Annotated in this window: 23 protein-coding genes; 13 read left to right on the forward strand and 10 right to left on the reverse strand. The window is 39.9% G+C overall.

Features of this window, described 5'->3' with window-relative positions; all coding sequences use genetic code 11:
* Positions 1–214: 214 nt before the first annotated feature.
* A complete protein-coding gene (locus FTU13_RS07680; RefSeq protein ID WP_180121712.1) occupies positions 215–883 on the forward strand; it encodes a methyltransferase in 669 nt (222 codons plus the stop codon).
* 67 nt (positions 884–950) lie between these two features.
* On the opposite strand, the gene FTU13_RS07685 is transcribed toward FTU13_RS07680, so the two are convergent.
* From FTU13_RS07685 to FTU13_RS07695, 3 genes are all read right to left on the reverse strand, one after another.
* Entirely contained in the window at positions 951–1,379 is a 429-nt protein-coding gene (locus tag FTU13_RS07685) for a hypothetical protein (protein ID WP_180049149.1), read from the reverse strand.
* Positions 1,380–1,577: 198 nt separating this feature from the next.
* Positions 1,578–2,897, reverse strand: a complete 1,320-nt coding sequence (locus FTU13_RS07690) for an MFS transporter (protein WP_078190125.1) — start codon at positions 2,895–2,897, stop codon at positions 1,578–1,580.
* Positions 2,898–3,184: 287 nt separating this feature from the next.
* Positions 3,185–4,504, reverse strand: coding sequence for an MFS transporter (locus FTU13_RS07695; RefSeq protein ID WP_180126600.1), 1,320 nt, complete (start codon positions 4,502–4,504; stop codon positions 3,185–3,187).
* Positions 4,505–4,847: 343 nt separating this feature from the next.
* Here FTU13_RS07695 and glpD point away from each other — a divergent pair, with 343 nt between their 5' ends.
* Positions 4,848–6,365 (forward strand): glycerol-3-phosphate dehydrogenase, encoded by a 1,518-nt coding sequence (gene glpD / locus FTU13_RS07700; protein WP_180126598.1) that lies wholly within the window; start codon positions 4,848–4,850, stop codon positions 6,363–6,365.
* A gap of 80 nt (positions 6,366–6,445) precedes the next feature.
* Here glpD and FTU13_RS07705 read toward each other — a convergent pair whose 3' ends face one another.
* The gene (locus tag FTU13_RS07705; protein WP_180007483.1) at positions 6,446–8,278 is read right to left on the reverse strand and encodes a phosphoenolpyruvate carboxykinase (GTP); all 1,833 of its coding nucleotides are present in this window, start codon (positions 8,276–8,278) and stop codon (positions 6,446–6,448) included.
* Between the two features lie 414 nt (positions 8,279–8,692).
* On the opposite strand from FTU13_RS07705, the gene FTU13_RS07710 reads away from it, so the two are divergent.
* The 4 genes from FTU13_RS07710 (at position 8,693) to groL (ending at position 12,579) form a co-directional block, all read left to right on the forward strand.
* Positions 8,693–9,631, forward strand: a complete 939-nt coding sequence (locus FTU13_RS07710; protein WP_180024133.1) for a diacylglycerol kinase family protein — start codon at positions 8,693–8,695, stop codon at positions 9,629–9,631.
* Positions 9,612–10,397 (forward strand): metallophosphoesterase, encoded by a 786-nt coding sequence (locus FTU13_RS07715; protein WP_180126596.1) that lies wholly within the window; start codon positions 9,612–9,614, stop codon positions 10,395–10,397. The genes FTU13_RS07710 and FTU13_RS07715 overlap by 20 nt, the downstream gene beginning before the upstream one ends.
* A gap of 183 nt (positions 10,398–10,580) precedes the next feature.
* Positions 10,581–10,871 (forward strand): co-chaperone GroES, encoded by a 291-nt coding sequence (gene groES / locus FTU13_RS07720; protein ID WP_078192966.1) that lies wholly within the window; start codon positions 10,581–10,583, stop codon positions 10,869–10,871.
* A 73-nt stretch (positions 10,872–10,944) separates the two neighbouring features.
* Positions 10,945–12,579 carry a chaperonin GroEL gene (gene groL / locus FTU13_RS07725; protein WP_078192965.1) on the forward strand — a complete coding sequence of 545 codons (1,635 nt, stop codon included), beginning with the start codon at positions 10,945–10,947 and terminating at the stop codon, positions 12,577–12,579.
* Positions 12,580–13,007: 428 nt separating this feature from the next.
* Here the strand turns inward: groL and FTU13_RS07730 are convergent, their stop codons facing one another.
* Positions 13,008–13,382, reverse strand: coding sequence for a hypothetical protein (locus tag FTU13_RS07730; protein ID WP_180024135.1), 375 nt, complete (start codon positions 13,380–13,382; stop codon positions 13,008–13,010).
* Positions 13,383–13,893: 511 nt separating this feature from the next.
* Between FTU13_RS07730 and FTU13_RS17450 the strand changes: the two genes are divergently transcribed.
* Positions 13,894–15,837, forward strand: a complete 1,944-nt coding sequence (locus FTU13_RS17450) for a YadA C-terminal domain-containing protein (RefSeq protein WP_257226705.1) — start codon at positions 13,894–13,896, stop codon at positions 15,835–15,837.
* Positions 15,838–15,931: 94 nt separating this feature from the next.
* Here the strand turns inward: FTU13_RS17450 and FTU13_RS07740 are convergent, their stop codons facing one another.
* Positions 15,932–16,414 carry a copper resistance protein NlpE gene (locus FTU13_RS07740; RefSeq protein ID WP_180126594.1) on the reverse strand — a complete coding sequence of 161 codons (483 nt, stop codon included), beginning with the start codon at positions 16,412–16,414 and terminating at the stop codon, positions 15,932–15,934.
* Between the two features lie 280 nt (positions 16,415–16,694).
* On the opposite strand from FTU13_RS07740, the gene FTU13_RS07745 reads away from it, so the two are divergent.
* Complete coding sequence (locus FTU13_RS07745; protein ID WP_171262613.1) at positions 16,695–17,273, forward strand: 1-acyl-sn-glycerol-3-phosphate acyltransferase; 579 nt, start codon at positions 16,695–16,697, stop codon at positions 17,271–17,273.
* Positions 17,274–17,355: 82 nt separating this feature from the next.
* On the opposite strand, the gene FTU13_RS07750 is transcribed toward FTU13_RS07745, so the two are convergent.
* A complete protein-coding gene (locus FTU13_RS07750; protein ID WP_180126592.1) occupies positions 17,356–17,685 on the reverse strand; it encodes a hypothetical protein in 330 nt (109 codons plus the stop codon).
* Between the two features lie 190 nt (positions 17,686–17,875).
* Positions 17,876–18,613: a sulfite exporter TauE/SafE family protein gene (locus FTU13_RS07755; protein WP_180126590.1), complete on the reverse strand. Its 738-nt coding sequence runs from the start codon at positions 18,611–18,613 to the stop codon at positions 17,876–17,878.
* Between the two features lie 199 nt (positions 18,614–18,812).
* Here FTU13_RS07755 and FTU13_RS07760 point away from each other — a divergent pair, with 199 nt between their 5' ends.
* A complete protein-coding gene (locus FTU13_RS07760) occupies positions 18,813–19,295 on the forward strand; it encodes a hypothetical protein (RefSeq protein WP_180126588.1) in 483 nt (160 codons plus the stop codon).
* Between the two features lie 56 nt (positions 19,296–19,351).
* Here the strand turns inward: FTU13_RS07760 and rsmD are convergent, their stop codons facing one another.
* Positions 19,352–19,903, reverse strand: coding sequence for a 16S rRNA (guanine(966)-N(2))-methyltransferase RsmD (gene rsmD / locus FTU13_RS07765; RefSeq protein ID WP_168378319.1), 552 nt, complete (start codon positions 19,901–19,903; stop codon positions 19,352–19,354).
* 3 nt (positions 19,904–19,906) lie between these two features.
* Positions 19,907–21,949 (reverse strand): penicillin-binding protein 2, encoded by a 2,043-nt coding sequence (mrdA, locus tag FTU13_RS07770; RefSeq protein ID WP_180126587.1) that lies wholly within the window; start codon positions 21,947–21,949, stop codon positions 19,907–19,909.
* 234 nt (positions 21,950–22,183) lie between these two features.
* Here mrdA and FTU13_RS07775 point away from each other — a divergent pair, with 234 nt between their 5' ends.
* The 4 genes from FTU13_RS07775 to FTU13_RS07790 all read left to right on the forward strand — a co-directional run bounded on the left by FTU13_RS07775 (position 22,184) and on the right by FTU13_RS07790 (position 25,111).
* A complete protein-coding gene (locus tag FTU13_RS07775) occupies positions 22,184–22,702 on the forward strand; it encodes a hypothetical protein (protein WP_078192958.1) in 519 nt (172 codons plus the stop codon).
* A 64-nt stretch (positions 22,703–22,766) separates the two neighbouring features.
* Entirely contained in the window at positions 22,767–24,083 is a 1,317-nt protein-coding gene (locus tag FTU13_RS07780) for a hypothetical protein (RefSeq protein ID WP_168378316.1), read from the forward strand.
* A gap of 84 nt (positions 24,084–24,167) precedes the next feature.
* Entirely contained in the window at positions 24,168–24,827 is a 660-nt protein-coding gene (adk, locus tag FTU13_RS07785; protein ID WP_078189866.1) for an adenylate kinase, read from the forward strand.
* Positions 24,828–24,913: 86 nt separating this feature from the next.
* Positions 24,914–25,111: a hypothetical protein gene (locus FTU13_RS07790; RefSeq protein WP_180026662.1), complete on the forward strand. Its 198-nt coding sequence runs from the start codon at positions 24,914–24,916 to the stop codon at positions 25,109–25,111.
* Positions 25,112–25,144 lie beyond the last annotated feature (33 nt).

Below are 25,144 nucleotides of genomic sequence, written 5' to 3' on the forward strand. Positions count from 1 at the left end.
GCAGTGCTTCTCATCTCCTAAAAGTATAGGGAACTGATCGTCTCAAATTGATTCTATGTTGCTCCCTCTCCCTGTGGGAGAGGGTTGGGGTGAGGGTGCTTTTTTATAAATAATCCTCTCCCTAACCCTCTCCTTTAAAAGGAGAGGGAACTTCCGATCTTAATTTAGGCTTTTATGACACTAAAACTCTGCATATTCGAAAAATAAAATTCCAATGAGCTGTACTTTCCAATTCCCCAAAGCCCCTGAACATTTACTGAAAGCACTGCATGAAGTCATTCCGCATTGTGAATTACATGCACAACAGTTGCCTGAAACCCCCATTTCTTTATGGTTGATACCGCCTGTATTTCCAACCGATAAATTGGATGATGAAGTCATTCGCCGTATATGGAGTGACACACCGTATTGGATTTTCTGCTGGGCTTCTGGTCTTGCGATGGCGCAGTGGTTATTGGCAGAGCCGCATCATGTCAAAGATAAAGTGGTGTTAGACTTTGGTGCAGGTTCAGGCGTGGTGGCGATTGCCGCGAAAATGGCAGGGGCGAAACGCGTGATCTGCTGTGACATCGACCAAGTAAGCCTAGATGCCTGCCGTGCCAATGCAGAGCTGAATAATCTTGAACTTGAATATTTGGACGATCTGTATAAAGCCGAACAAGTCGATATTTTATTGGCTGCCGATGTGCTGTATGACCAATGCAATCGTTTCTTTTTGGATGAATTTTTAAAGTTTGCTCCAGAGGTGTGGGTGGCAGACAGTCGTGTGAAAAACTTTAGTCATCCTAAATATGAAAAACTCGATGAACGTAGCGCAACAACATGGCCTGATTTGGATGAATCACCTGAGTTTCGAAATGTGAGTTTTTATAAAACCCTATAAATATTGAACCCATAAAAAATAAGACGCTTTAAGCGTCTTATTTTTGTCTTTTGAACAGCAAATTTGATTAAGAACAAGTATAGCGAACCACACGTAAGGTTGCAGGGCGAGCATCGAGTGCATCACGCGCGCCTAAGTTTTCAGAGTTACGTAGATCAGGAGTATTTGATAGACCGAAGTTCGCACGTGTATTACCAATTTGACGGCCGTACTGGGTATTTTCCAAAGCAGGATTTGCAATTTCGTTCACGCTTAAGATTTGTAATTTATAGGTCTTTTGCGTATTTAATACTTTTTGGCAAGCACGTTGTAATTTATTGGCATCCAGTTGTTGGTTTTGGCGACCCGCTAAAGTATATGCAAGTGTTGCGCTATCTGCAGATTTGGACTCTATTTGAAAGCCCGTTTGACCATTAAAAGCACGTGGAGTGCTTTGGCAAGCAGCCATCGACATTGCAACAATACTCAAACTTAAAACTTTGTAAATATTTTTCATCATTCATTCGCCGTCTTTATTTGTATGCTCAGTATGCCATAGTCCGTCTGTCGACTCGATGGCGAAAACAAAGAAAGCCAAAGAAGTTTGATTAAATCTTTGATGCAGCCGAAACGATGAGTAGATGGAAATGGAGATAAAAAAAGCTCATCAAAATAGGCTTTGATGAGCTTAAGTGGAATAGCAGGGCTGAGCGAATTAATCGTCAGTGATCATGCTATGTTTTTTAGTATCTTTCATGAAGACATAGGTAATTAAAGATAAACCAATCATGAATGTAATGTAGTAGAAGAAGTAGTTTTCATGGCCTGCATTTTTGAAGCTCAAAGCTACAAGTTCTGCGGTACCACCAAAGAGTGTATTTGCAATGGCATAAGGCAATGCAACACCTAGGGCACGGATGTGTGCAGGGAACAACTCTGCTTTTACTACGGCATTAATCGCAGTATAACCAGTGACAATCACCATACCGCTCATGCAAAGCATAAATGCTGTGGTTGGGCTGGTAGTTGAACCGATACCATTGAAAATAGGAATGGTAAACAGCACACCAAGCACACCAAAGGCGATCATAATTGGCTTACGACCAATTTTATCTGAAAGCGCACCGACAGCAGGTTGTAAAAGCATGAAGATGAAAATTGCAGCAGTGGTAATTTCAGTTGCTGTGGTTTTTTCAAAGCCAGACGTGTTGACCAAATATTTTTGTAAATATGTGGTAAAAGTGTTGAACGCTAAAGTACCACCGGCAGTCAACATGATCACAGTGAAGGCTTGTTTAGGGTATTTGGTAAATAACGCTAAAGCACCTGATTTTGGACCACCATTTTTAGCTTGTTCTTGAGCTTCTTTAGAGGATTGAGTTTCAACTAAACCGCGACGAATCCAGAACACCACAATAGCGAGTAATGCACCGATGAAGAACGGAACACGCCAGCCCCATTCAGTTAAAGCTTGTTCTGAGAAATTGCGTTGTAAGATAATTAAAACGCAAAGAGCCAATAGCTGACCTGAAATCAGTGTGACATATTGGAAACTTGAGAAGAAACCACGATGGTTTTTACCTGCCATTTCAGTCAAATAGGTCGCACTAGAGCCATATTCACCACCAACACTTAAGCCTTGGAGTAAACGCGCTAAAAGTAGAATAGCGGGTGCGAGCATCCCTACAGAATCGTAGGTTGGTGCACATGCGATCATCAGTGAGCCGACACACATCAACGATACAGACAGCGTTAAACCTGCTTTACGACCTTTACGGTCAGCATAAATACCCATGACCCATGCGCCGATTGGACGCATTAAGAAACCGAGTGCAAAGACTGCAGCCGCTTGTAAGAGTTTTACAGTATTGTCACCATCAGGGAAAAATTGCGGTGCAAAGTAAAGGGTAAAGGCAGCGTAGACATACCAGTCGTACCATTCAACGAGGTTGCCGGCAGATCCGCCGAGGATAGATTTGACACGAGTTTTTCTATCCAATTGTTCAGGAACAACAGGCTCAGATGAGTTTGACACATCATTCTCCAAGGAATGAATGCAAAACATATCCATTTAAACTCTTTGGGAAAAGTTTAAATCAATATATTTTGTCGAAATGGGAGATGGAACTATATTTATTTAATTTATACTCCTGTTGTCGCAGAAAATCATGCGACTTTAGTCTATAAAATGCGATATTTTTGACCAGATACATTTTTCACGACTAAATGAAAAAAACAAAGCCTCATAGACTGAGGCTTTGATGGGGAAAACATGCTGTTTTTGATCAGATTGATCAATAACTCATCTTCAAATAACCCTGATCAATGCTCCTGAATTTTGGAATGGTGTTTGGTGTCTTTCATAAAGACGTAGACCAATAACGAAATAAAAATCATGATGGTCACATAGATAAAGAACCATGACTCGTGACCAGCTTCTTTAAAACTCAGCGCGAAGAATTCTGCCGTACCACCAAAGATGGTATTTGCAAGAGCATAAGGCAGTGCAACACCCAATGCGCGAATATGCGCAGGGAACATTTCTGCTTTTACAACCGCATTGATCGAGGTGTATCCCGTGACAATCACTAGACCTGCGAGACAGAGCCAAAATGCAGTCCAATAATCTTGAGTTTGTCCTAAGGCACTAAATAGAACATAGGTGAACAGCACCCCTAAGATCCCGAAGGCGATCATTAGAGGCTTACGACCAATTTTATCGGATAGACCACCTGCTAGTGGTTGTAAGCACATAAAAATAAACAGTGCTAAAGTGGTGATTTGCGTGGCCTCAGGTTTACTAAAGCCAGAGGTATTGACCAGATATTTTTGCAAATAGGTGGTGTAGGTATAAAAAGCCAATGTACCCCCAGCTGTTAAAAATAACACCGTGAATGCTTCTTTCGGATAATGCTTAAATAGAGAAAATAAGCCTGATTCAGGCTGGTCCTTTTGCTCTTGTGCATTTTTGAAGGACTGGGTTTCTAGTAGGCCACGTCGAATACGGAAAACCACTACCGCTAAACACGCACCGATAAAGAATGGAATACGCCAGCCCCAATCATGCAATTGTTCTTCGGTCAGCACCCATTGCAAAATAAGTAGTACGCACAGTGCAGTCAACTGACCTGCAATCAGTGTCACATACTGAAAGCTTGAAAAAAAACCACGACGGTCGCGGTCAGCCATTTCACTGAGGTAGGTCGCACTAGCGCCATATTCACCGCCGACACTTAAACCTTGAATTAGTCGTGCAACCACAAGAATAATCGGCGCCAAAATACCAATTTGGTCATGCGTTGGAGAAATGGCAATCATCAATGAGCCGATACACATGAGTGTGACGGAGAGGGTTAAACCTGACTTTCGACCTTTTTTGTCTGAATAGATCCCCATAATCCATGCACCAATGGGTCGCATGAGGAAACCGACTGCAAAGATGGCCGCAGCTTGGAGAAGCTGTGCAGTCTGGCTGCCCTGAGGGAAAAAAGCATGGGCGAAATAGAGGGTGAATGCTGCATAGACATACCAATCGTACCATTCAACAAGATTACCGGCTGAACCACCGAGAATGGATTTCACTCGGGTCTTTGTATCTAAATTTGATTGAGTAACAATTTCTTCCGTCATTTTAAAATCCATCTTTTTTTATTGTGTGAAAATATCTTATGCGTATCGAAAAGCATGAAATGTAAACTAAAAAAGAGGTTTTGTTGAAAAAGTGTACAAATCAACGGCTTGTCATGAATTTTGCTTTGAATAAGGGTTTGGACATTAAAATGATTAATTTCATGCTTGAGCCAGCAGTCTTTTAAACGTACATTTAAAATATAACTTCTCATTTAATAAAGGATACAAAAACTCAGTGTCAGGATGTTGTGACTAAAATAGGTGTCTTGATCAAAAAATGATGATCAATGAGAAAAATAATAAAGCAAAGAAAACGATGAATTGTTGAATAAAAAAGGCATAGCGGGAGGGAGCGATGAATACACAACAACAATCAATATATGACATGGTGGTCATTGGTGGTGGAATCAATGGTGTTGGTATTGCCTGTGATGCAGCGGGGCGGGGGTTAAGTGTTTTGCTCTGCGAAAAAGACGATCTCGCGAGCCATACTTCATCTGCAAGCAGCAAGTTAATTCATGGTGGTCTGCGCTATTTAGAACATAAAGAATTTCGTTTGGTACGTGAAGCACTCGCAGAACGCGAGGTTCTCCTAAAAAAAGCCCCTCATATTATTCGACCTATGCGTTTTATCATGCCACATGAACCGCACTTACGTCCGGCTTGGCTAATTCGGACTGGATTATTCTTTTATGATTATTTGGGTAAGCGAGAACAGCTTGCTGGCTCCAATGGTATTGAATTTGATGTGAAAGTTAGTCCTTTAGCACCCAGATTTACTCGAGGGTTTGAATATTCCGACTGCGTTGTGGATGATGCACGCTTGGTTGTACTCAATGCAATACAAGCACGAGAACATGGTGCACAGATTCTGACTCGAACAGAATGTTTAAATGCATATAGTAAAGGTGGCATTTGGCAGGTGTGTTTAAAAAATGCTAAGGGTTTGCAAAATGCGCAGGCTAAAGTATTGGTGAATGCGGCAGGTCCTTGGGTTGCTGACTTTATAAAACAGGGTTTAAAGCAAGAGTCACCTTATGGTATACGGCTGATACAAGGTAGCCATATCATTGTTCCAAAGCTCTTTGATGGTGATAAAGCTTTTATTATGCAAAATGATGATCATCGCATTGTTTTTGCGATCCCATATTTAGAACAATATACCTTGATCGGCACGACAGATCGTGAATATCATGCAGACCCAAATCGAGTAAAGATAAGCCAAGAAGAAATCGATTACTTGCTTGATGTGTCAAATGATCACTTTAAAACTCAATTGACGCAAACGGACATAATTTCAACCTATTCAGGTGTGCGTCCGCTGTGTGATGATGAATCAGATAATCCAGCAGCAGTCACGCGAGATTATACTTTGGCACTGACAGATGTAGAAGGTGCAGCATTGCTATCAATTTTTGGTGGCAAGCTCACCACCTATCGAAAACTCGCAGAAGCGGCGCTAGATCAGCTTAAAACTGTTTTTCATCATCGATCCAAGCCTTGGACTGCTAATACAGCATTGCCTGGTGCGGAAAATTTAGAATCAATCGAGCAGTTGATAGTTGAAATCCAACAAAATGTTAAAGGTGTTTCAAGCAGTCTAGCAAGTCGTTGGGCGCATGCTTATGGAACACGTGTCTGGATTTTGCTGAATCATTTAACTTCGATTGATGAGCTTGGGCAAAACTTCGGGCATGGCTTGTATGCTCAAGAAGTAGATTATTTGGTTGAGCATGAGTGGGCGAGAAGCTCTGAAGATATTTTGCAAAGACGCACAAACTTATATTTGCAATTCAGTGCATCTGAAGTTGATGTTTTGGACGAGTACTTAATGGCAATACGAATAAAGCAAAAAGCTCAAGATGTGGCTTAGTTGATATAAAAAAGACCGCGCAAGGCGGTCTTTTAAATCTTTCTTAATCCCTCTTTTAATGGAGGGAAATTAAAGGCCGATTAAGCAGATTTTTTTACAGCTTCTAAAAGTTCGTCTTGACGTACTTTAAGTGCTTTTGGTAAGCGATCACCAAGTTTGTTGAACAATTCAGTGTGGCTTTCAAGTTCTTTGATCCATTGATCTTTATCTTGAGAAGTTACAAGCTCGAATTGCTCTTTAGTGAAGTCTGAACCAGTCCAGTTCAATTGTTCGTATGTTGGAACAAGGCCGATAGGTGTTTCAACAGCGTCTGCACGACCTTCACAACGGTCAATGATCCACTCAAGAACACGCATGTTTTGACCGAAACCAGGCCATACAAAGTTACCTTCAGCATCACGACGGAACCAGTTCACGTTGTAGATACCAGGAAGTTTATTGCCAGCAGCTTTAGCTTTAGCAGCAACTTCTTCACCAAGTTCTAACCAGTGAGAGAAGTAGTCAGCCATGTTGTAACCCGCAAATGGAAGCATTGCGAATGGGTCACGACGAACGATACCTTGTTGACCAACAGCAGCAGCAGTTGTTTCAGAGCCCATAGTTGCAGCTTTGTAAACACCGTCAACCCAGTCAAATGCTTCTGAAATTAGAGGCACTGTGTCTGCACGACGACCACCGAAGATGAACGCAGAAATTGGAACACCTGCTGGATTTTCCCAGTCAGCATCAATAGAAGGACATTGACCAGCTGAAACAGTGAAACGAGCATTTGGATGAGCTGCTTTTTCTTCGCCGGTGTGTGGTTGACCTTTCCAGTTAGTCAAGTTAGCAGGCGCTTCTTTAGTCAGACCTTCCCACCATACTTCACCTTCGTCAGTTACAGCAACGTTGGTATAGATTACGTCTTTATGAAGAGTCGCCATACAGTTCGGGTTAGTCTTGGTATTTGTACCAGGTGCTACACCGAAGAAACCAGCTTCAGGGTTGATTGCATATAAACGACCATCTTCACCTGGTTTGATCCAAGCAATATCGTCACCTACAGTTTCAATTTTCCAACCTTCGTAACCCGCTGGTGGAATCAACATTGCGAAGTTTGTTTTACCACAAGCAGAAGGGAATGCAGCTGCGATGTAGTGTTTTTCGCCTTGTGGGTTAGTCACGCCAAGGATGAGCATATGTTCAGCTAACCAACCTTGTTGACGACCCATAGAAGATGCAATACGTAAAGCTAGGCATTTTTTACCCAACAATGCGTTACCGCCGTAACCAGAACCGTAAGACCAGATTTCACGAGTTTCTGGATAATGAACGATGTATTTTTCAGGGTTGCAAGGCCAAGCAACGTCTTTTTGACCTTCTTCAAGCGGAGCACCAACAGTGTGTACGCAAGGAATGAAGTCACCGTCAGTACCAAGTACGTCATAAACAGCTTTACCCATACGAGCCATTTTAGACATGCTTACAGCAACGTAAGGAGAATCAGTAAGTTCGATACCGATGTGAGCAATATGAGAACCTAAAGGACCCATAGAGAAAGGAACTACGTACAAAGTACGGCCTTTCATTGAACCGTCAAATAAACCATTCAGACGAGCACGCATTTCAGCTGGAGCTTCCCAGTTGTTTGTTGCGCCTGCATCTTCTTGTTTTTCAGAACAGATGTAAGTACGACCTTCAACACGAGCAACGTCAGAAGGATCAGAATTAGCAAGGTAAGAACCAGGATGTTTTTCTTGGTTAAGTTCTTGCATAGTGCCGTTAGCGATCATCAAGTCGATATAACGTTGATATTCTTCTGCGCTACCGTCACACCATTCGATTTTTGCTGGTTTGGTTAATTTGGCAATTTCTTCCACCCAAGCAATGAGCTTAGGGTGACGAACGAATTCTGGTGCGTTCACTTGGGTCATGGTGAGGCCTATCTCAAAAATGTACTAACCGTACAAAGTATAATCTGCATCATGGGATACATCATGCAGATAAAAGATGAAAAAAAAAGTGGCTGTATTAAAGCATAAAATCATAAAAAAAATAAGACTAAAGAAGTGGTAGATTTTTTTTGGTAGTTAATGCTATTTATATTAAATATAGATAAAATACAATAACTTAACATGTTATATGGTGAATTTTAACTTTATTTATTAACGTGATGGACAATATTTTATATAGTTATTTTTAATAAAAACAAAAAGTTGCATGTAATTGATATTTGAGAATTATTATTGATTAAATAAATGGTGGTAATTCGATTTTTACATAAAGGCGCTATTATTTGCTGTTAAATTCGACAAAATACAATACTAAGCGGCCAAGATGTATAAAAAGTGATTAAACAAGCCAAGCCTTTATCTATTATCTATAATAAAAAATCAGGATTTCATGCTGCAAATAAAGATGAAGTCTACGAGGAGCTTGTGCGGATATTATCCGATCATAATTTCGAAATACAGTCATTTGAGCTTGGGCAGGAAGCGAGTTTTGATACTTTAATGAGCAAGGTATTTGCACGCCATCAAGACCCTGATAATTTGGGTGTTGTGGTTGCTGCAGGTGGTGATGGAACCTTAAATGCTGTTGCTCATCAGTTGATGCATACCGATATTCCTATGGGGGTCTTACCTTTGGGCACATTTAATTATGTGGCGCGGGTACTCAATATTCCTCTCGATTTAATTCAAGCGGCACAGGTGATTGCGACAGGCAATAATCGACAGGTGCACGTGGCGCAAATCAATGAACATATCTATTTAAATAATGCCAGTTTGGGCTTGTATCCTTTATTTATACAAAAAAGAGAATTTTATAATCAAAAGTTTGGGCGTTTCCCATTGCATGCTTATACCTCAGGTTTGGATGTGCTGATTCGAGATCGTAAAGAGCTGAAATTGGAAATAGAAGTGGATCATCATATTTATCCAGTCAAAACGCCCTTGATCTTTTTTGGCAATAATCAATTGCAATTGGCCGATTTAAACTTGCAAATTGCTAAGGATGCAGAGGCAGGTAAAGTTGCAGGTGTGGTGGTCGCAAAAAGTGATAAGAAAACGTTATTTAAAATTTTATGGCAATTGATCCGTGGCAATATCGACAATGCACCAGATGTGTATAGTTTTGCCGCTGATGAAGTCACCATACATACCCAACGAAAAAAAATGACCGTTGCTGTGGATGGTGAGATTGTAGAAATGAAACCGCCGCTTAAAATTCGAGTGCAAAAACAAGCCTTAAAGATACGGGTGCCACATGATACTGCATCTGTCTGATCTGCATTTCGGCACTGAAAAGCCAGAGTGTATGCGCGCTATTCAGCAATTTTGTCGTGAACAGCGTATCGAGGCCGTGGTTGCCAGTGGAGACTTGACCCAACGTGCGCGTTATCGTCAGTTTTATGCATGTAAGCAATTTTTAGAAAGCTTAAAGCTGCCTTATATCGTTGTGCCGGGGAATCATGATATTCCGCTATATCATTTATGGAACCGTGTTTTTAGCCCTTTTGCACGTTATCAACTTTTTTTTGGTGCCATGGAAAATGTACTGGAAACCGAGCATTTTTATTTAATTGGGATCAATAGTATTCGCCGTCGTTACCATACGCGAGGGCATGTGTCGCTCGAGCAAATACATCATGTCGAGGAATTACTTAGACATGCGCCGTCCAATAAAGTGAAATTAATCATAGCGCATCAACCTTTTTATACGCCGCCCAATGACCCGCATGGTGTGAAAGATTGTCCTGTTCAAGGGCGTTTGGCACTCGAACAGTGGAGTCAACACGGTTTAAATGGTTTATTGCATGGGCATTTACATGTTCCAGCCAGCTATGACCTCAATCAGATTTATGCTTTAGGTGCTGCGCATCCAGTTTGGGATATTCATGCTGGAACTGCAACGTCATATCGCCTACACGATAACCTTGCCAACAGTTTTAATGTCATTGATGAGCAGATGAATGTGCAGCATTATTTTTATAATTCAAAGTTAAAAATATTCGAAGAAAATTTTAGTACTCATATTTTGGATGAGCTTTAATCCTTTAAATTTAAATTTTGAAGAAAAAAAATACAAAAAAATGAAAAAAATTAAATTTTGCCCTTGAAGGGTTTTTTTCCATCCCCACAAAAGTGTCATCTAAATTATTTTTTGTCGATGGCTTATGGAAATCAAAATGTCATCGTCTTTTATCTAGTAAATAGACTTAGTCTGGAGTTAACTATGAGCAATATTCGTCCTTTGCATGACAACGTTGTGATTCGCCGTGTTGAAAAGGAAACTAAAACTGCTGGTGGTCTTATTTTAAGTACTTCAGCAGCTGAACAACCTGCTCAAGGCGAAGTAATCGCTGTAGGTAATGGCAAAGTAACTGACAATGGCGTACGTGCATTAGACGTTAAAGTTGGTGACAACGTATTGTTTGGCACTTATGCCGGTACAAAAGTAAAAGTAGCAGGCGAAGAGCTTCTTATTATGAAAGAGTCTGACATCTTAGCGGTACTTGAAGCTTAAGTTTCGTACACGCATTTAGACCCTTTTATTCATCATAAATTGTTAAAAATTTTAAAAAGATTCGGAGTTAGACATGTCAGCTAAAGACGTAAAATTTGGTGATTCAGCGCGTTCAAAAATGATCGCGGGTGTAAATGTACTTGCAGATGCTGTAAAAGTGACTTTAGGTCCTAAAGGCCGTAACGTTGTCATCGACCGTTCTTTCGGTGCACCGCACATCACTAAAGATGGTGTTTCTGTTGCTAAAGAAATCACGTTAAAAGACAAGTTTGAAAACATGGGCGCTCAGCTAGTTCGTGAAGTGTCTTCAAAAACCAACGACATCGCGGGTGACGGTACAACAACTGCAACTGTTCTTGCACAAGCAATCCTTAATGAAGGGATTAAATCAGTAACTGCGGGTATGAACCCAATGGATCTTAAACGCGGTATCGACATCGCGGTTAAAGCTGTAGTTGCTGAAATTAAAGCGACTGCAAAACCTGCATCTGACTCTAAAGCGATTGAACAAGTAGGTTCTATTTCTGCGAACTCTGACACCACTGTTGGTAAACTTATTGCTCAAGCAATGGAAAAAGTTGGTAAAGAGGGTGTAATTACAGTTGAAGAGGGTTCAGGCTTTGAAGATTCTCTAGATGTTGTAGAGGGTATGCAGTTTGACCGTGGTTACATCAGCCCGTACTTTGCAAACAAGCAAGATACACTAACAGCTGAACTTGAAAACCCATACATTCTTCTTGTTGATAAAAAAATCAGCAACATCCGCGAATTAATTGCTGTACTTGAAGCTGTTGCTAAAACAGGTAAACCGCTTCTTATCATTGCTGAAGATGTTGAAGGTGAAGCACTTGCAACTCTTGTTGTAAACAACATGCGTGGCATTATCAAAGTTTGTGCTGTTAAAGCACCTGGTTTTGGTGATCGTCGTAAAGCGATGCTTCAAGACATCGCGATTTTAACTGGCGCGACTGTAGTTTCTGAAGAGGTTGGTATGTCTTTAGACCAAACTACACTTGAGCACTTAGGTACAGCGCATAAAGTTACTGTTTCTAAAGAAAATACAGTAATTGTTGATGGTGCAGGTGTTGCAGAGCAAATTGCTGAACGTGTAACTCAAATTCGTGCTCAAATTGAAGAATCAACTTCAGAATACGACAAAGAAAAACTTCAAGAACGCGTTGCTAAATTGGCAGGCGGTGTTGCTGTAATCAAAATCGGCGCTGCAACTGAAGTTGAAATGAAAGAGAAGAAAGATCGCGTTGACGATGCACTTCATGCAACTCGTGCTGCAGTTGAAGAAGGTGTTGTAGCAGGTGGTGGTGTTGCACTTGTACGTGCTGCAAAAGCACTTGAAGGTGTGTCTGGTGCTAACGATGACCAAAATGTTGGTATCAATATTTTACGTCGTGCAATTGAAGCACCGCTTCGTCAAATCGTTGCAAACTCTGGTGATGAGCCATCAGTTGTAATCAATGCTGTGAAAAACGGTGAAGGTAACTTCGGTTATAACGCTGCAACTTCAGAGTATGGCGATATGCTTGAAATGGGTATTCTTGACCCAGCTAAAGTAACGCGTTCTGCGCTTGAGCATGCTGCATCTGTTGCAGGTCTTATGCTTACAACTGAATGTATGATTACTGAAATCCCAGAAGACAAACCTGCTATGCCTGATATGGGAGGTATGGGTGGCATGGGCGGTATGATGTAAGCTAATTACTGCTAAATAAAAAACCCTGCATTTTGCAGGGTTTTTTTTTGTGATGTATGTTGTAATTTTGTGTTAATCTGAATAACATGAGGCAAATTAATGTAAAACATATGATCATTTTTATTTTTTATATTAAGAATAAGAAATTGTTATTGATTTGTATGATTTATATATTGGAATATTTAAAATTTTAATTTATGATTTTATCAATATGTGCTTTATAAGAATAGCAATGATAAATCAAGACGGTAAGCGAATAAAATGTATGAATAAACATTCAAAAGTATTCGATCCCAATTGTGAAAAAATTCTCGTGAGTAAAAAAGAGTTACAGATGCTTTATAAGACAATACGTGACTATGAAGAGAGAATTAATTATTACGAAGTTGAAAATAAAAAATATTTAAAATTATTGAATAAAGATACTTCTATCTCTGAATGAATTGGTCAATTAGATCTTTAATGATTTGTTTTTGACTTGCATTCAATGTCCGAAATTTTAAAAAATAATCAAGTTCTGATTGATCATTTGACTCAAGATTGGATGATCCTAATGTATTGTCGCCAAAGCGTAACCACTGGCTAGTGACATTGAGCCAAATAGAAAGAATAGCCAGTTTATCTTGATTTGGAATCGCTTTACCTAATAACCAATTATTTGCCGATTGCACTGAAACAGGAGCGCCATCATATCTATGATTAAACTCTTTTGATAAATAAGTTGGGCTAATAGGGTGATTTGAATCTATTAGTGCCTGTTTCAAGCGTTCACTAAAAGCTAACTTTTCTTGTAGATTACTCATATTTCATTGATTCTGCTTACAATAATTAAGGACTCTTAAATGTAACAGAATGTCGATAAGAGTTCGGTAAATTCAAATGTCAATTGTAGGAAATAGCCACATAAATAACAATTATTTTTCGTCTAATTATTGATAAATAAGAGTAATTTTTTGTAAGTAAGAATATACGATATGTGTTTACCAGTAATCAAATATTGATTGATTAAAAAGTAAAAGTTAAAGGAAATATAATTCTTTAATATTAATTGTATTTTATAAAAAATATAAAAAAAACAATAAAATATAGCATTTTTTGTAGAAGAAAAAGAATTAAAATATTTTTTATTTAAAAATAAATCAAATTTTGATTGATATTAATGTTTTATTTTGTATATTATTGCCACAGCACCGCAGGGGCGGTTGGTTATGAATTGCGGATTCTCCAGACGATAAGTACGCATTCGTAAAAGTTTCGCTGGTAAACATCATCCTAGGGTCTACCAGTCTTTTTATAAAAATTGAAGGAATTTGTATGAAATTTCAGAAATCACTTCTAGCAGCAAGCTTGGCAGTAGTAGCAGTATCAGCAAACGCAGCAGTTGTTTCACAACAAGCTATTCCAGTTCAAGTAACTGAAGATCTTGTTAATAATAAATACATTAACAGTGACTTCGGTTATGCAATTTATGATGCTAACGGTACTCAAGTTGGTGTTAATGGTAATGTTTATGCACCTGTTCACGGTGAATTGGCAACTACTTATAATAATAATGTCGGCTACAATACACGTGTAACTTCAGACTACTTACCTGAATTATCAAATCTAGTTAATGGTGCAAATGAAATCGTTGGTATCGATCTAGGTTCACAATCAGTAGGTAATGCAACTGGTGCTGGTACTGCGATTACTTATGACGTGTTCAAATATAAAGGCGCTGATGGTGCTACAGTTTATGAATTCGTAAATCCTAAAACTGGTGAATCTTCTGGTTACTTCACTAAGCAAGGTGATGCATTGGTTCAATACACTCAAGGCGTTGATGTAAATACCTTGACTAAAGGTGGTCAGATCGCTGGTGTAACAGGTAGCACAACAACAACTGGTTTTGAAAACAAAGTTGTGAATGGTGAACATGTTCTTTACGGTTACCAAGGTAGTAATGTATTGAATGCTGGTGGTGTTAACGGTGTAATCGTTGCTCCAGATGGTTCTGGTACTGAAGAACGTGTAGCAGGTAGTTTCGGTGATGCTAACGTATCTGCAACTGAAGTACGTTATGTACAATCAGGTATCATTGCAAACACTGGTTCTTACTCAAACGGAATCAATGGTCAAGATCCGTACCTTGATCCATCTAAAAACATTTACGGTGTAAGTGCTCGTGATAACAACAATGTAACAATGCTTACTGGTAATGGTATTGCTCTAGCTGACCTTTCTAACAAAGGTACGTTACAAACTGACGGTAGCGTAGCAAGTTCAGTTCTTGTTAAAGCTGAAGCAAGCGGCGTTCAAAAGACTCGTGAATACGATGTTGATGGTAAACGTGTTCTAGAAATTTACAATAACGATGCTGGTCGTGAATTGGCTTCCAAATACTACGAAATTACTGCAAATGGTACAGACCTAGTTGAATGGACTGGTTCTACTCCAGTCGCTGGTAGCCATATTAAAACGGGTACAGCTGAATACGCTTCAGGTACTTACAATGCATCTAAAGTTCACAACACAGTTACTAACAAAAATGTAACTTACAGTGAATCTGTTGCAACTTTACAACAAGAGCAAGTAAAAGCAGGTATTACAACTCCTGGTGCTAATACTACTGACGTTAACAAAACTTTCAGTGCTACACCGACAACTGAAACTTCTCAATCAGTTTCTACTGGTGTAATCGGTAAAAATGCAGACGGTTCTAATAAATATGGTACTGAAGTTGTAAAAACAGATGCTAACGGTACTCAAAAGACAGAAATTACGGCGAGTGGTATCAATACTACAGGTGTAATTAATGCTGCTGACTATCAAATTGGTGGTGTAAGTATTGTTGACAACATCAAAACTTCTGTAGATGAAGCTGTTGGTGGTGCAACTCAAGCTATCGATGCTAAAGTTGCTGAAGTAGACTCTAAAATTGTTGAAGTTGATGCTCGTTTAACTCAATTCAATACTACTGCTGCTAACTTAAATTCACGTGTTGATCAATTAAATTCACGTGTGAACGAAGTTGAAGAAAAAGCTTACCGTGGTGTTGCAATTGCTTTAGCTGCTCAACAACAAATTCCTAACATTGGTGCAGGTCAATTTGCAGTATTTGGTGGTGTTGGTCACTACGAAGGTGAATCTGCTGGTGCTCTAGGTGTTGCAAGCGTATTTGCTGATGGCCGTACTTCACTTAGCGCTGCAATCGGTGTTGCAGGTGGTAGCGAAGTTGGTGGTCGTGTAGGTCTTTCTTATGTATTTGGCGGAAAATAATTAACCCGTTGGTACATTTGGATTAAACAAAAAATCCCCGCTTTTGCGGGGATTTTTTATGACTAATATATGACTACAAATGTTAAATAAAACGCTAATCAAGCTTTTTGGTGAGTTTAAGATTTACTTCAGGCATTTCCAATTTTTCACCTTTATCACCACGAAGTTCAATAAAGTTTTCACCTACAAAGTAAATTCGATTGTCGCCCTCGGAATCAAGTTGAATCATTCCAGGTTGATCTGGCAAGAACTTAAAACTGCCTTTCACTTTATTTTCAGTGTTCGCAGGTTTACCTAAAAACTCTTGGCTGAGTTCATAGCTCTTATCAAGTTTGAGTTCAAGTTCAGTTTTAATCCCTTTGCAATCATGGCAAGGTAGAATTCCTTTATACTCACCTGCCCAATCAAGTGCATTTTCGGTGTTATCACCTGTGGCAATCGGACTTTCTGAGGCAGCGTCTGTATTCGCAATGACATTATTATCTGGTGGTATAGCGGTTTCAGATTCATTGCTGGTTTTTGAACATGCCGTTAAGGTTGCACTGACCATACAGAGAGCGAGCATTAGTTTTTTCATGAGATTTATACACCGTATGTACCCAATATAATGCTAAGCGTGACTTTTATTGCTCAAGAAAAATAGCTTATTCCTGTTAACAATTGTGTGTTTGGTTAATACATCAAAACAGACATTTGATTTTTAAAATTCGTAAATAGTGAAATATTGGTGATTTACCTAAAAGTGAACGCTAAAGGACATTTATATATTAATTGGTGAATAACTAAACAATATAGGCTTTTATAATTATTTTGCGTTGTTAAACTCTGCGGCATAGAAAAAACTGTCGGTGCAAATTGTGTTTGAAAAAACAGCGGAAAAAAGTCTGAACTTAATGGGGTGGCAAATTGATAATCATTGGGATTTAAATATCGACCAATGTGTCATGATTGCAGCGCCACATACCAGTAATTGGGATGCACTTTATGCGCGCCTTGCCCTGAAAGCTTTAGGGGTAAATGTTCGTATCACGATTAAAGACAGTTATATGAAATTCCCGTTTGGGCCTTTTGTACGTGCAATGGGCGGAATTGGTATTAATCGTCGTCCAAAACAAGATGGTGAAGCACGTCAAAGTATGGTTGAGCTCATGGCTGACTTATTTAAGCATCATCCGAAATTAGTCATGTTGGTAACGCCTGAAGGGACACGCGCCAAACAAGAGAAGTGGAAAACCGGTTTTTATCATGTTGCCATGCAAGCAGGTGTGCCGATTGCTTTAGCCTATATGGACTATGCGCAGAAAAAAACGGGTGTGGGTAAAATTGTTTATCCTACAGGCGATTATGAAAAAGATATGGCGGAAATCATGGATTTTTACGCGCAAATACATGCCAAATTTCCTGAAAAATTCAGTGTCGATACACGCTATCACTAATCCAACAATCCAATAAAAAAGGACAGCATGGGCTGTCCTTTTTTTACGTTTAAATGATTCTGTTTAGATTTTTATATTGAATTTAATCATTAAAATCGGGATGGATACCGCCCAGATTTTGACATGCCGCCTTATAAATAATGTATTGCTGGTCAACCACATCGATGAGCGGGATACGAAATAACTTTTCGCCTTGCTTATAGCTATCGATATAAGACACGACTTTTTGTTTGCTTGATGCTAGTTTTTCTTCATGGAAAGTTGTAATCGAGCTATGAGTCATATGTGAACTTTCAATATTATTGCATTGAAAATGTGAGAGTAGTTTTTCAGCTTTTTTAATTTCGCTGGACGTGCCAAACATACAGCCGCTAAGCACAGTTACACCTGCAAGCAGGATGAACTTTTTCATGGTTTTATTTTAAGCAAAATTATGAGGTGCAATATTCTATTAATATTCGTCAGAAAAATTAATTACTTTTTTACCATTTGGCTAATTTTTATTTAAATGTGAACTATGTCATTGTTACAAGATGTGAATATCTAACTTAGAAGGGGTTTTTCTAGAATGACTTGGATAAATATCTTTAGGTTTTGAGTTATCAGCTTAAGATACTCATTGTCACCAAGAAGCAGCCTGAAGAAAATAATAGCCCTAACACGATATGCTTAAATTGGCTTTCTGAAATACGATAAAAAAGTTTGGCACCAAAAATCACGGGAAAAGCCATAATTACCAAAAGCACGGCTAAATAGGGCAGATGTTCACGATGGATGATTCCTTGTAATAGGTAGCTAATGAGTGTGACGAGCTGAATAGCTAAATTGAAATGTCGCAAAATATAGCGTTGTTCTGCTTTGGGTGTATTTTTCAGCATGAGCCATGCAGATGGTAATGCACCACAAAAGCCTCCAAGACCACCCAAGATTCCAGCAGTATATCCGATACTAGAATCCGCCCATTTCCCTGTCTTTTGGATGAATGAAAATTTTGGATTAAAAAATAAAATTGGGCACCAAAACATTAAAAAAGCGCCCAAAACCAATTTAAATGTATCTGGATTAATGCTGTCTAATAAATAGGTACCTAGCGGCACACCTAAAATTCCTGCAATTAAATAGGTATAAATGATTTTTTTATTGATCGGAATGCTTTTGCGTTCTGATGATAATGAAATGAAGTGGCTATAAATTGAAGCGCAGACGACCAAGGGTGCTGCTATTTGCGGGGGAAGTATCCAAACCCAAAATGACATTGCGATAAGGGCGAATGCAAACCCTGTTAATCCTTGTACGAATCCCGCAAAGATGGCACCAAGAATAAAAATCAGCCAAGTCATTAAATTACAGCTTTGAAATACGTGGCGCTATTGTAGTGAATTTTTCTATATAAATGTGGCTGACTGAGTAAATGTAGCAAAATTGGACATCAAATCATGAATAGAACATGAATATTTAAATACAGCAGATGTACACAGACTTCCAATTAAATTTATTTCGATAAGTGAAAATGCTCTTCATCAAAGAGGAGTGCTACACATGCTTAAACAAGTTGCTTTGCTATCTGTGGTTGCAATTACATTTACAGGGTGTGTCGTAGCGCCATTTGATGATGGCCGATACCAATCGAATCAATATGGTTATGCAAATCAATATGGTTATTCAGGTCAATATGGTGGTTCATACGGTCAGCGCTATGACTCAAGTCAGCGTTATGACCGCTCATATGGTCGAGTGAATAGCCCGCAACATCGACCAAACTCACCCCGACCGAATTCGAATAACCGTCCAGACAATATATATAAACCAAATGCGCATAACCCGAATGTACAGAATCCTTCATCTCAGCATCCGTCAAATGTGCATCGTCCAAGCTCAAAGCCTCAGACTTCGGCTAAACCCAATACAAGCAAGCCCCAGCAGCAAAAACCACAGCAACAACGTCCAAAAGTGACGCACGTGGATAAAGTTAAAACCACAGGTGGATTTAACAGCCAGCGTCCACTTCGACCACAGGTTTAATGATTTTCAAGTAATAAAAAAGGACGCATTGGCGTCCTTTTTTATGTGCATCTACATTAAGCCTTTTTATATAAGCCTGCACGCACCGTTCCAGCTTTGGTTTGTTTAATTTGCTGCCAACTGCTCGGGAGTTTTAACTGAGCAAGATCACGATCAGCTTCGATATAAATTAAACCATTGTCTGCAATGCACGGATCGACCAATTCAGCAAGTTCCTGCCATAAATCAAGACTATAAGGGGGATCTAAGAAAATCAGATCAAATTGGTCTTTCAAGTTAGGAATGGCTTGTTGTGCCGTCATGTTTTTGAGTTGCACACGTTGTTTGCTAACTCTTAAAAGTTCTAAATTGTCCATGAGAAACTTCGCTTGGGTGCGATCAGGTTCAATTAAAACAGCTTCTGCTGCACCACGTGAGAGTGCTTCAAATGACAAAGCACCTGAACCTGTACAAAGGTCGAGAACTTTGGCATTTTGAACATCCCACATGAGCCAGTTAAATAATGTCTCGCGCACACGGTCAGGTGTAGGGCGTAAACCATCAATACTGGCAAAAGGCAGTTGACGGCGTTTCCATTCACCCCCAATGATTCTTAATTGATTTTTCATGAATTATTCCTCATCGGTTGCATGTGCTGCACTGGCAGCACGAGGTGGGGTATTTGCAGTATTCGATTGTTGAGTTGCACTGTTGTTCTGCTGAGCTGTTGGGGTTGCATTTGGATCGGCAGATAAAATATTCGAGCCGCTTGGTAATTCACTCGGTTTTAGACCCGCAGTCATGAGACCACCGCTAATTTGATGGCCTGCAGGACGAATTGGATTCTTTTTACGTGTTAATAACCAGTAGTCAAACATTGGTTTAGCAATTTGAGCAGCAGAACCACCGTGACGACCATTTTCCCAAACGACGGCAATCGCAATTTCAGGTTTTTCCGCAGGGGCAAAACCAACAAATAAACCATGGTCAAGCTGACGCTCTGTCAATAAGGACTCGTTATAGCGTTTACCTTGGGCAATACTTTTAACCTGTGCGGTGCCTGTTTTACCTGCGATTTGATACATTGGGGTACGAATACCACGACCGGTCCCTGTTTGAACCACATCAATCATGGCATCACGCATTTTGATCCAATCATCTGGCTTACCATTAAATTGAATGCGACCATTCGGGGCGTTATGTACTTTGTGGACTTTAGCGCCTTTACTTTCACGCAAAACGTGAGGTGTAACATGAGAGCCTTGATTGGCGGTAATAGCAGTCGCCATCGCCAGTTGTAATGGTGTTGCTGTAAATGCACCTTGACCAATACTGACAGAAATGGTTTCACCTTTAAGCCAGTTGGACTTCCGTGTGCGGAGCTTCCATTCAGGATTTGGATATAGCCCCGTACTTTCACTTGGTAAATCTACACCGGTTTTTTCACCGAAACCAAACTGACGCATCCAAGTATTCATTTTTTCAATGCCCATGCGATAGGACAAGACATAGAAGTAGGTATCGCAGGAAATGACTTGAGCTTTGTGTAAATTAACTGAGCCATGACCAGTTTTTTTGTGGTCACGGAAACGATGGCTGTCACCCGGAAGCGTGAAATAGCCCGGATCTGAAATGGCAGTACTCCAATCCACTAGACCATAATGAATACCACCTAGACCAAACATTGGCTTAATCGTTGAACCCGGTGGATAAGCCCCTTGCACGGCACGGTTATATAATGGCTGATCGAGGCTATCACGCAGTTCAGAATAATCTTTGCTGCTAATCCCGGTAACAAATAAGTTAGGATTAAAACTTGGACTAGAAACGAGAGCAAGAATTTCTCCAGTACGTGGGTCAATCGCAACAATTGCACCACGTCGACCTGCAAGCTGCTCTGACGCGACCATTTGCAGTCCATAATCTAGGGATAAATATAAGTCATTACCACGAATCGGATCTTTACGACCTAGATGTCGTAACACATTACCAAAGGCATCGGCTTCAACCGACTCATTTCCCGGCATACCATGTAAAAGTTGTTCGTATGATTTTTCAACGCCAATTTTACCGATCAGGTTTGAGCCAGCGTATAAATCTTTATCAATCGTTTTTAGTTCTTTGTCATTAATACGACCTACGTAGCCAATCACATGGGCAAACAGTTCGCCATGTGGATAGTAGCGAGTCATTTGGGTCTCTATATTGACACCCGGGAATTGATATTTCACCTCACTAAAACGGGCGATATCATTTTCATTTAAATTCAGTTTAATCGAAACGCGTTCAGTCTTTTTAGAGGTTTTAATCCGACTTTTGAAACGTTCGATGTCTTCATCAGTCAGTTCTAACAGAGGCGTTAGGCGCTCTACCGTATCATCAATGTCTTCAACATCCGCACGACTCATGGTTGCTGAGAAAACCGGATAATTATCGGCTAATAACACGCCATTACGGTCATAGATATAACCACGTGAGGGTGCAAGCGGTTGCAGTCGAATTCGGTTTTGATCTGCAGCAGTCGAAAAGGTCTCATAACTCTTGATTTGCAAATATGCATAACGTGCCACAAGCAACAGCATAAAGAAGGAGACAATCCCTATCGAAATCACTACGCGATTACGATAAATCCGCTTTTCTTGCTGGACATTTTTTAAAGGATAATGCTGCTTCATACGCGATCGACTTAAAGACTGAGAGCTAAAATAACGGAAGAGGCATATTCTAGCGCAACTGACATTTTTTTGATAAATAAAAACGACTCTGCTGTGATTGCAGTCTATATTTTGACTTTGCAGACATGAAAAATATGGGGCTTTGTGTATAACAGTTCATATTATTCTGCTAAAGTCGAAACGTATAAAAAAGGAATATTCCAAAAAATAATACTAAGGAAGTTTGTGAAAACAATGAATAAATTATATCCATTGCTTGCATTTATGATGCTCGGAAGCATCGCACATGCCAATGACAATTCATTTTTACCTGAGGCAAAGTTAACAGGTAAGGGTTATCAACCATGGAATGTTGGAGCAGGTTTTACTCAAAAAATTATTCACGTGAATGGTGAGTGGGTAAACCCATATGGCATTGCCTATGCAAAAGCTGGTGTTTTCTTGAACGATGATAAAACACCTGGTGGGCAAGTCGGCTTTCGTTACCCAGTTCATTTCACTGGCAAAGATAAAAATGGTTATTATATCGGAGCTTATGCGGGCCACATCGACTCCAAGAAAGTAGATGGTGAAGATGAAGCGCGTTTAGGTGGTGGTATCGATCTTGCTTATGTGATGTTGAGTGCCGAGCGTATTAGTACGTTTAGTGTAGGCTTGGGTGCGGGTGAAAAATTAGAAGACAAATCAGGTAATGTGATTGTGGAAACCGAACCGAGACTACAAATCTCATATACTTTAAGTTTTGGTTTGTAGTGAAAATAATCAACTTTATTTTATAACCGCACTCACTGAATAAAATTAAATATGGAAGTTATGCATGCTTGAGTACGTTAACGAATTGTGGCAAACCTTTTTGCAACGTCCCGATTTTTGGGCTGTGCTGAGTATTATCCCCGTTACCGCATTCGTTACCTGGGCACACGTTTGGATGGCACTGAAAATGGTGTTTTACCCTATTACTTTCTGGGGATTCCATTTAGGTCCATTACCCGTGGGATGGCAGGGGATTGTGCCAAGAAAAGCTGGACGTATTTCTGGCATTATTACGGATAATACATTGTCTAAATTGGGTTCCTTGCGTGAGTTTTTGGATGCAATGGATCCTGAGGACATGGCGCGCATCATTGGTGAACAAGTTGGCTTTGAGCTTGAACATTTGATTGATGAAGTCATGCTAGACCGAAATGCGGTGCTTTGGGAAAACCTACCGTATTCGATTAAACGTCGTATTTATGCCCAAGCACACAAACAGCTACCAAATACCTTAAAAGAACTCGTGACCGAACTGACCATGAACGTAGAGTCACTTGTTGATATGCGTGAAATGGTGGTGAGTCAAATGGAAGCAGATCGTCTCTTGATGGTGCGGATGTTCCTTAAAGTTGGCCAAAAAGAAATCAACTTTATTTGGCATATCAGTGCCTTGATTGGGATGTTCTTTGGTATCTTCCAGATGATCGTTTGGTTTGTGGTGCCTTGGCATTGGACGGTTCCATTTTGGGCAGCAATCTGGGGCTTTTTGACCAACTGGATTGCCATCTGGATGGTATTTAATCCCATTGAGCCGCACCCTGTTAAGTATTTGCAATTATTTGAATTAACTAAAGATCGTAAATTCCCTTGGATTAAACCTGTGATTCCACGTATTGGAACGTACAATGTTCAAGGGGCGTTTATGAAACGCCAAGAAGAAGTTTCGGATGTATTCGCAAGTGTAGTCACAGAAGACCTAATTACGTTAAAATCCATCATGACCGAAATGATGTATGGCGGGAAGAAAGATAAGACCCGTCGCATTGTGAAACGTCATATTAATGAAATTATGGAATCTCCACTGGTTCGTACCTCATTACAGTTGTCTTTAGGTCCAAAAGAGTACGCAAAACTCAAGACAGACTTGATCGATCGCTCAATTGAAATTACGATGGTGCCTGTATGCGACCCTGCGTTTAATGCGAGCCGTGCACAGAAAATCTTTCAAATGTTTAGAGACCGTATTCGTGAGCTAACACCGAAAGAATTTCAAAATCTATTACGTCCTGCATTTCAGGAAGACGAATGGATTTTAATTGTCTTGGGTGGTGTAACCGGTTTTATCGCGGGTACAATACATTTGTTTGTGGCTTTCTTATAATTAGATGCTGGAAGATGATCTGAATCTTGGGTTTAGATCACTACATAGCGTCATATACAATGTTTAAAATGAGGATGTTTTTTTATGCGCATTATATTACTCGGACCACCTGGAGCAGGTAAAGGGACACAAGCTCAGTTGATCTGTAAGCGCTACGATATCCCACAAATTTCAACCGGTGATATGCTCCGTGCTGCGATTCGTGAAGGTACTGAATTAGGTCTACAAGCTAAAAGCGTCATGGATAATGGCGGCCTTGTATCTGATGAGCTTATTATTGGTCTTGTAAAAGAACGCATTGCTCAACCTGACTGTGTCAACGGCTGTATTTTTGACGGTTTCCCGCGTACGATTCCACAAGCTGAAGCGCTTGAAAACGAAGGGATCAGCATCGATCACGTGATTGAAATCGATGTACCTGACGAAGAAATCGTTCAACGTTTATCTGGTCGTCGTCAACACCCTGCATCTGGTCGTGTATATCACACCGTTTACAACCCACCAAAAGTGGAAGGTAAAGATGACGAAACTGGTGAAGACCTTGTTCAACGTCCGGATGACCAAGAAGCAACAATTCGTAAGCGTTTAGGTTCTTACCACGCTGAAACTGAGCAATTGGTTGGTTTCTACCAAGGTCGTGCAGCTTCTGGCGAAAACGCACCGACTTATGACAAATTAAATGGTCTTCGTCCAATCGATCAAGTTCAAACTGATTTGTTCGCGATTTTAGATCAGTCTAAATAATTCAACTTTTTTGAATTTTTGACAATCAAAGAGTCCTACTGCATAGTGGGGCTCTTTTTTTATGTGGCTTTTAGGGCGAATCTGTTATGAAATTTGCTTTGGTTATAATGGTCATCATCGCTGTGGCGGTGTTATTGGGCTTATTATTTGTCAGCTTTAAAATGTTGCGTAAGGTGCAAGTGGAAGAAGCAGAGCAAGCTAAATTGAACCCGAAGCAATATCGCTTACATCCAAAGCTGCAGCAAGAGTTTGATAAAAAAAACAAAGAACAAGATAAAAATTAAGCATCAACTCGATCAATTGATTTATACAAATTC

The organism is Acinetobacter sp. YH12064, assembly GCF_013419735.1.
In the GTDB taxonomy this organism is placed as follows: Bacteria; Pseudomonadota; Gammaproteobacteria; order Pseudomonadales; family Moraxellaceae; genus Acinetobacter; species Acinetobacter amyesii.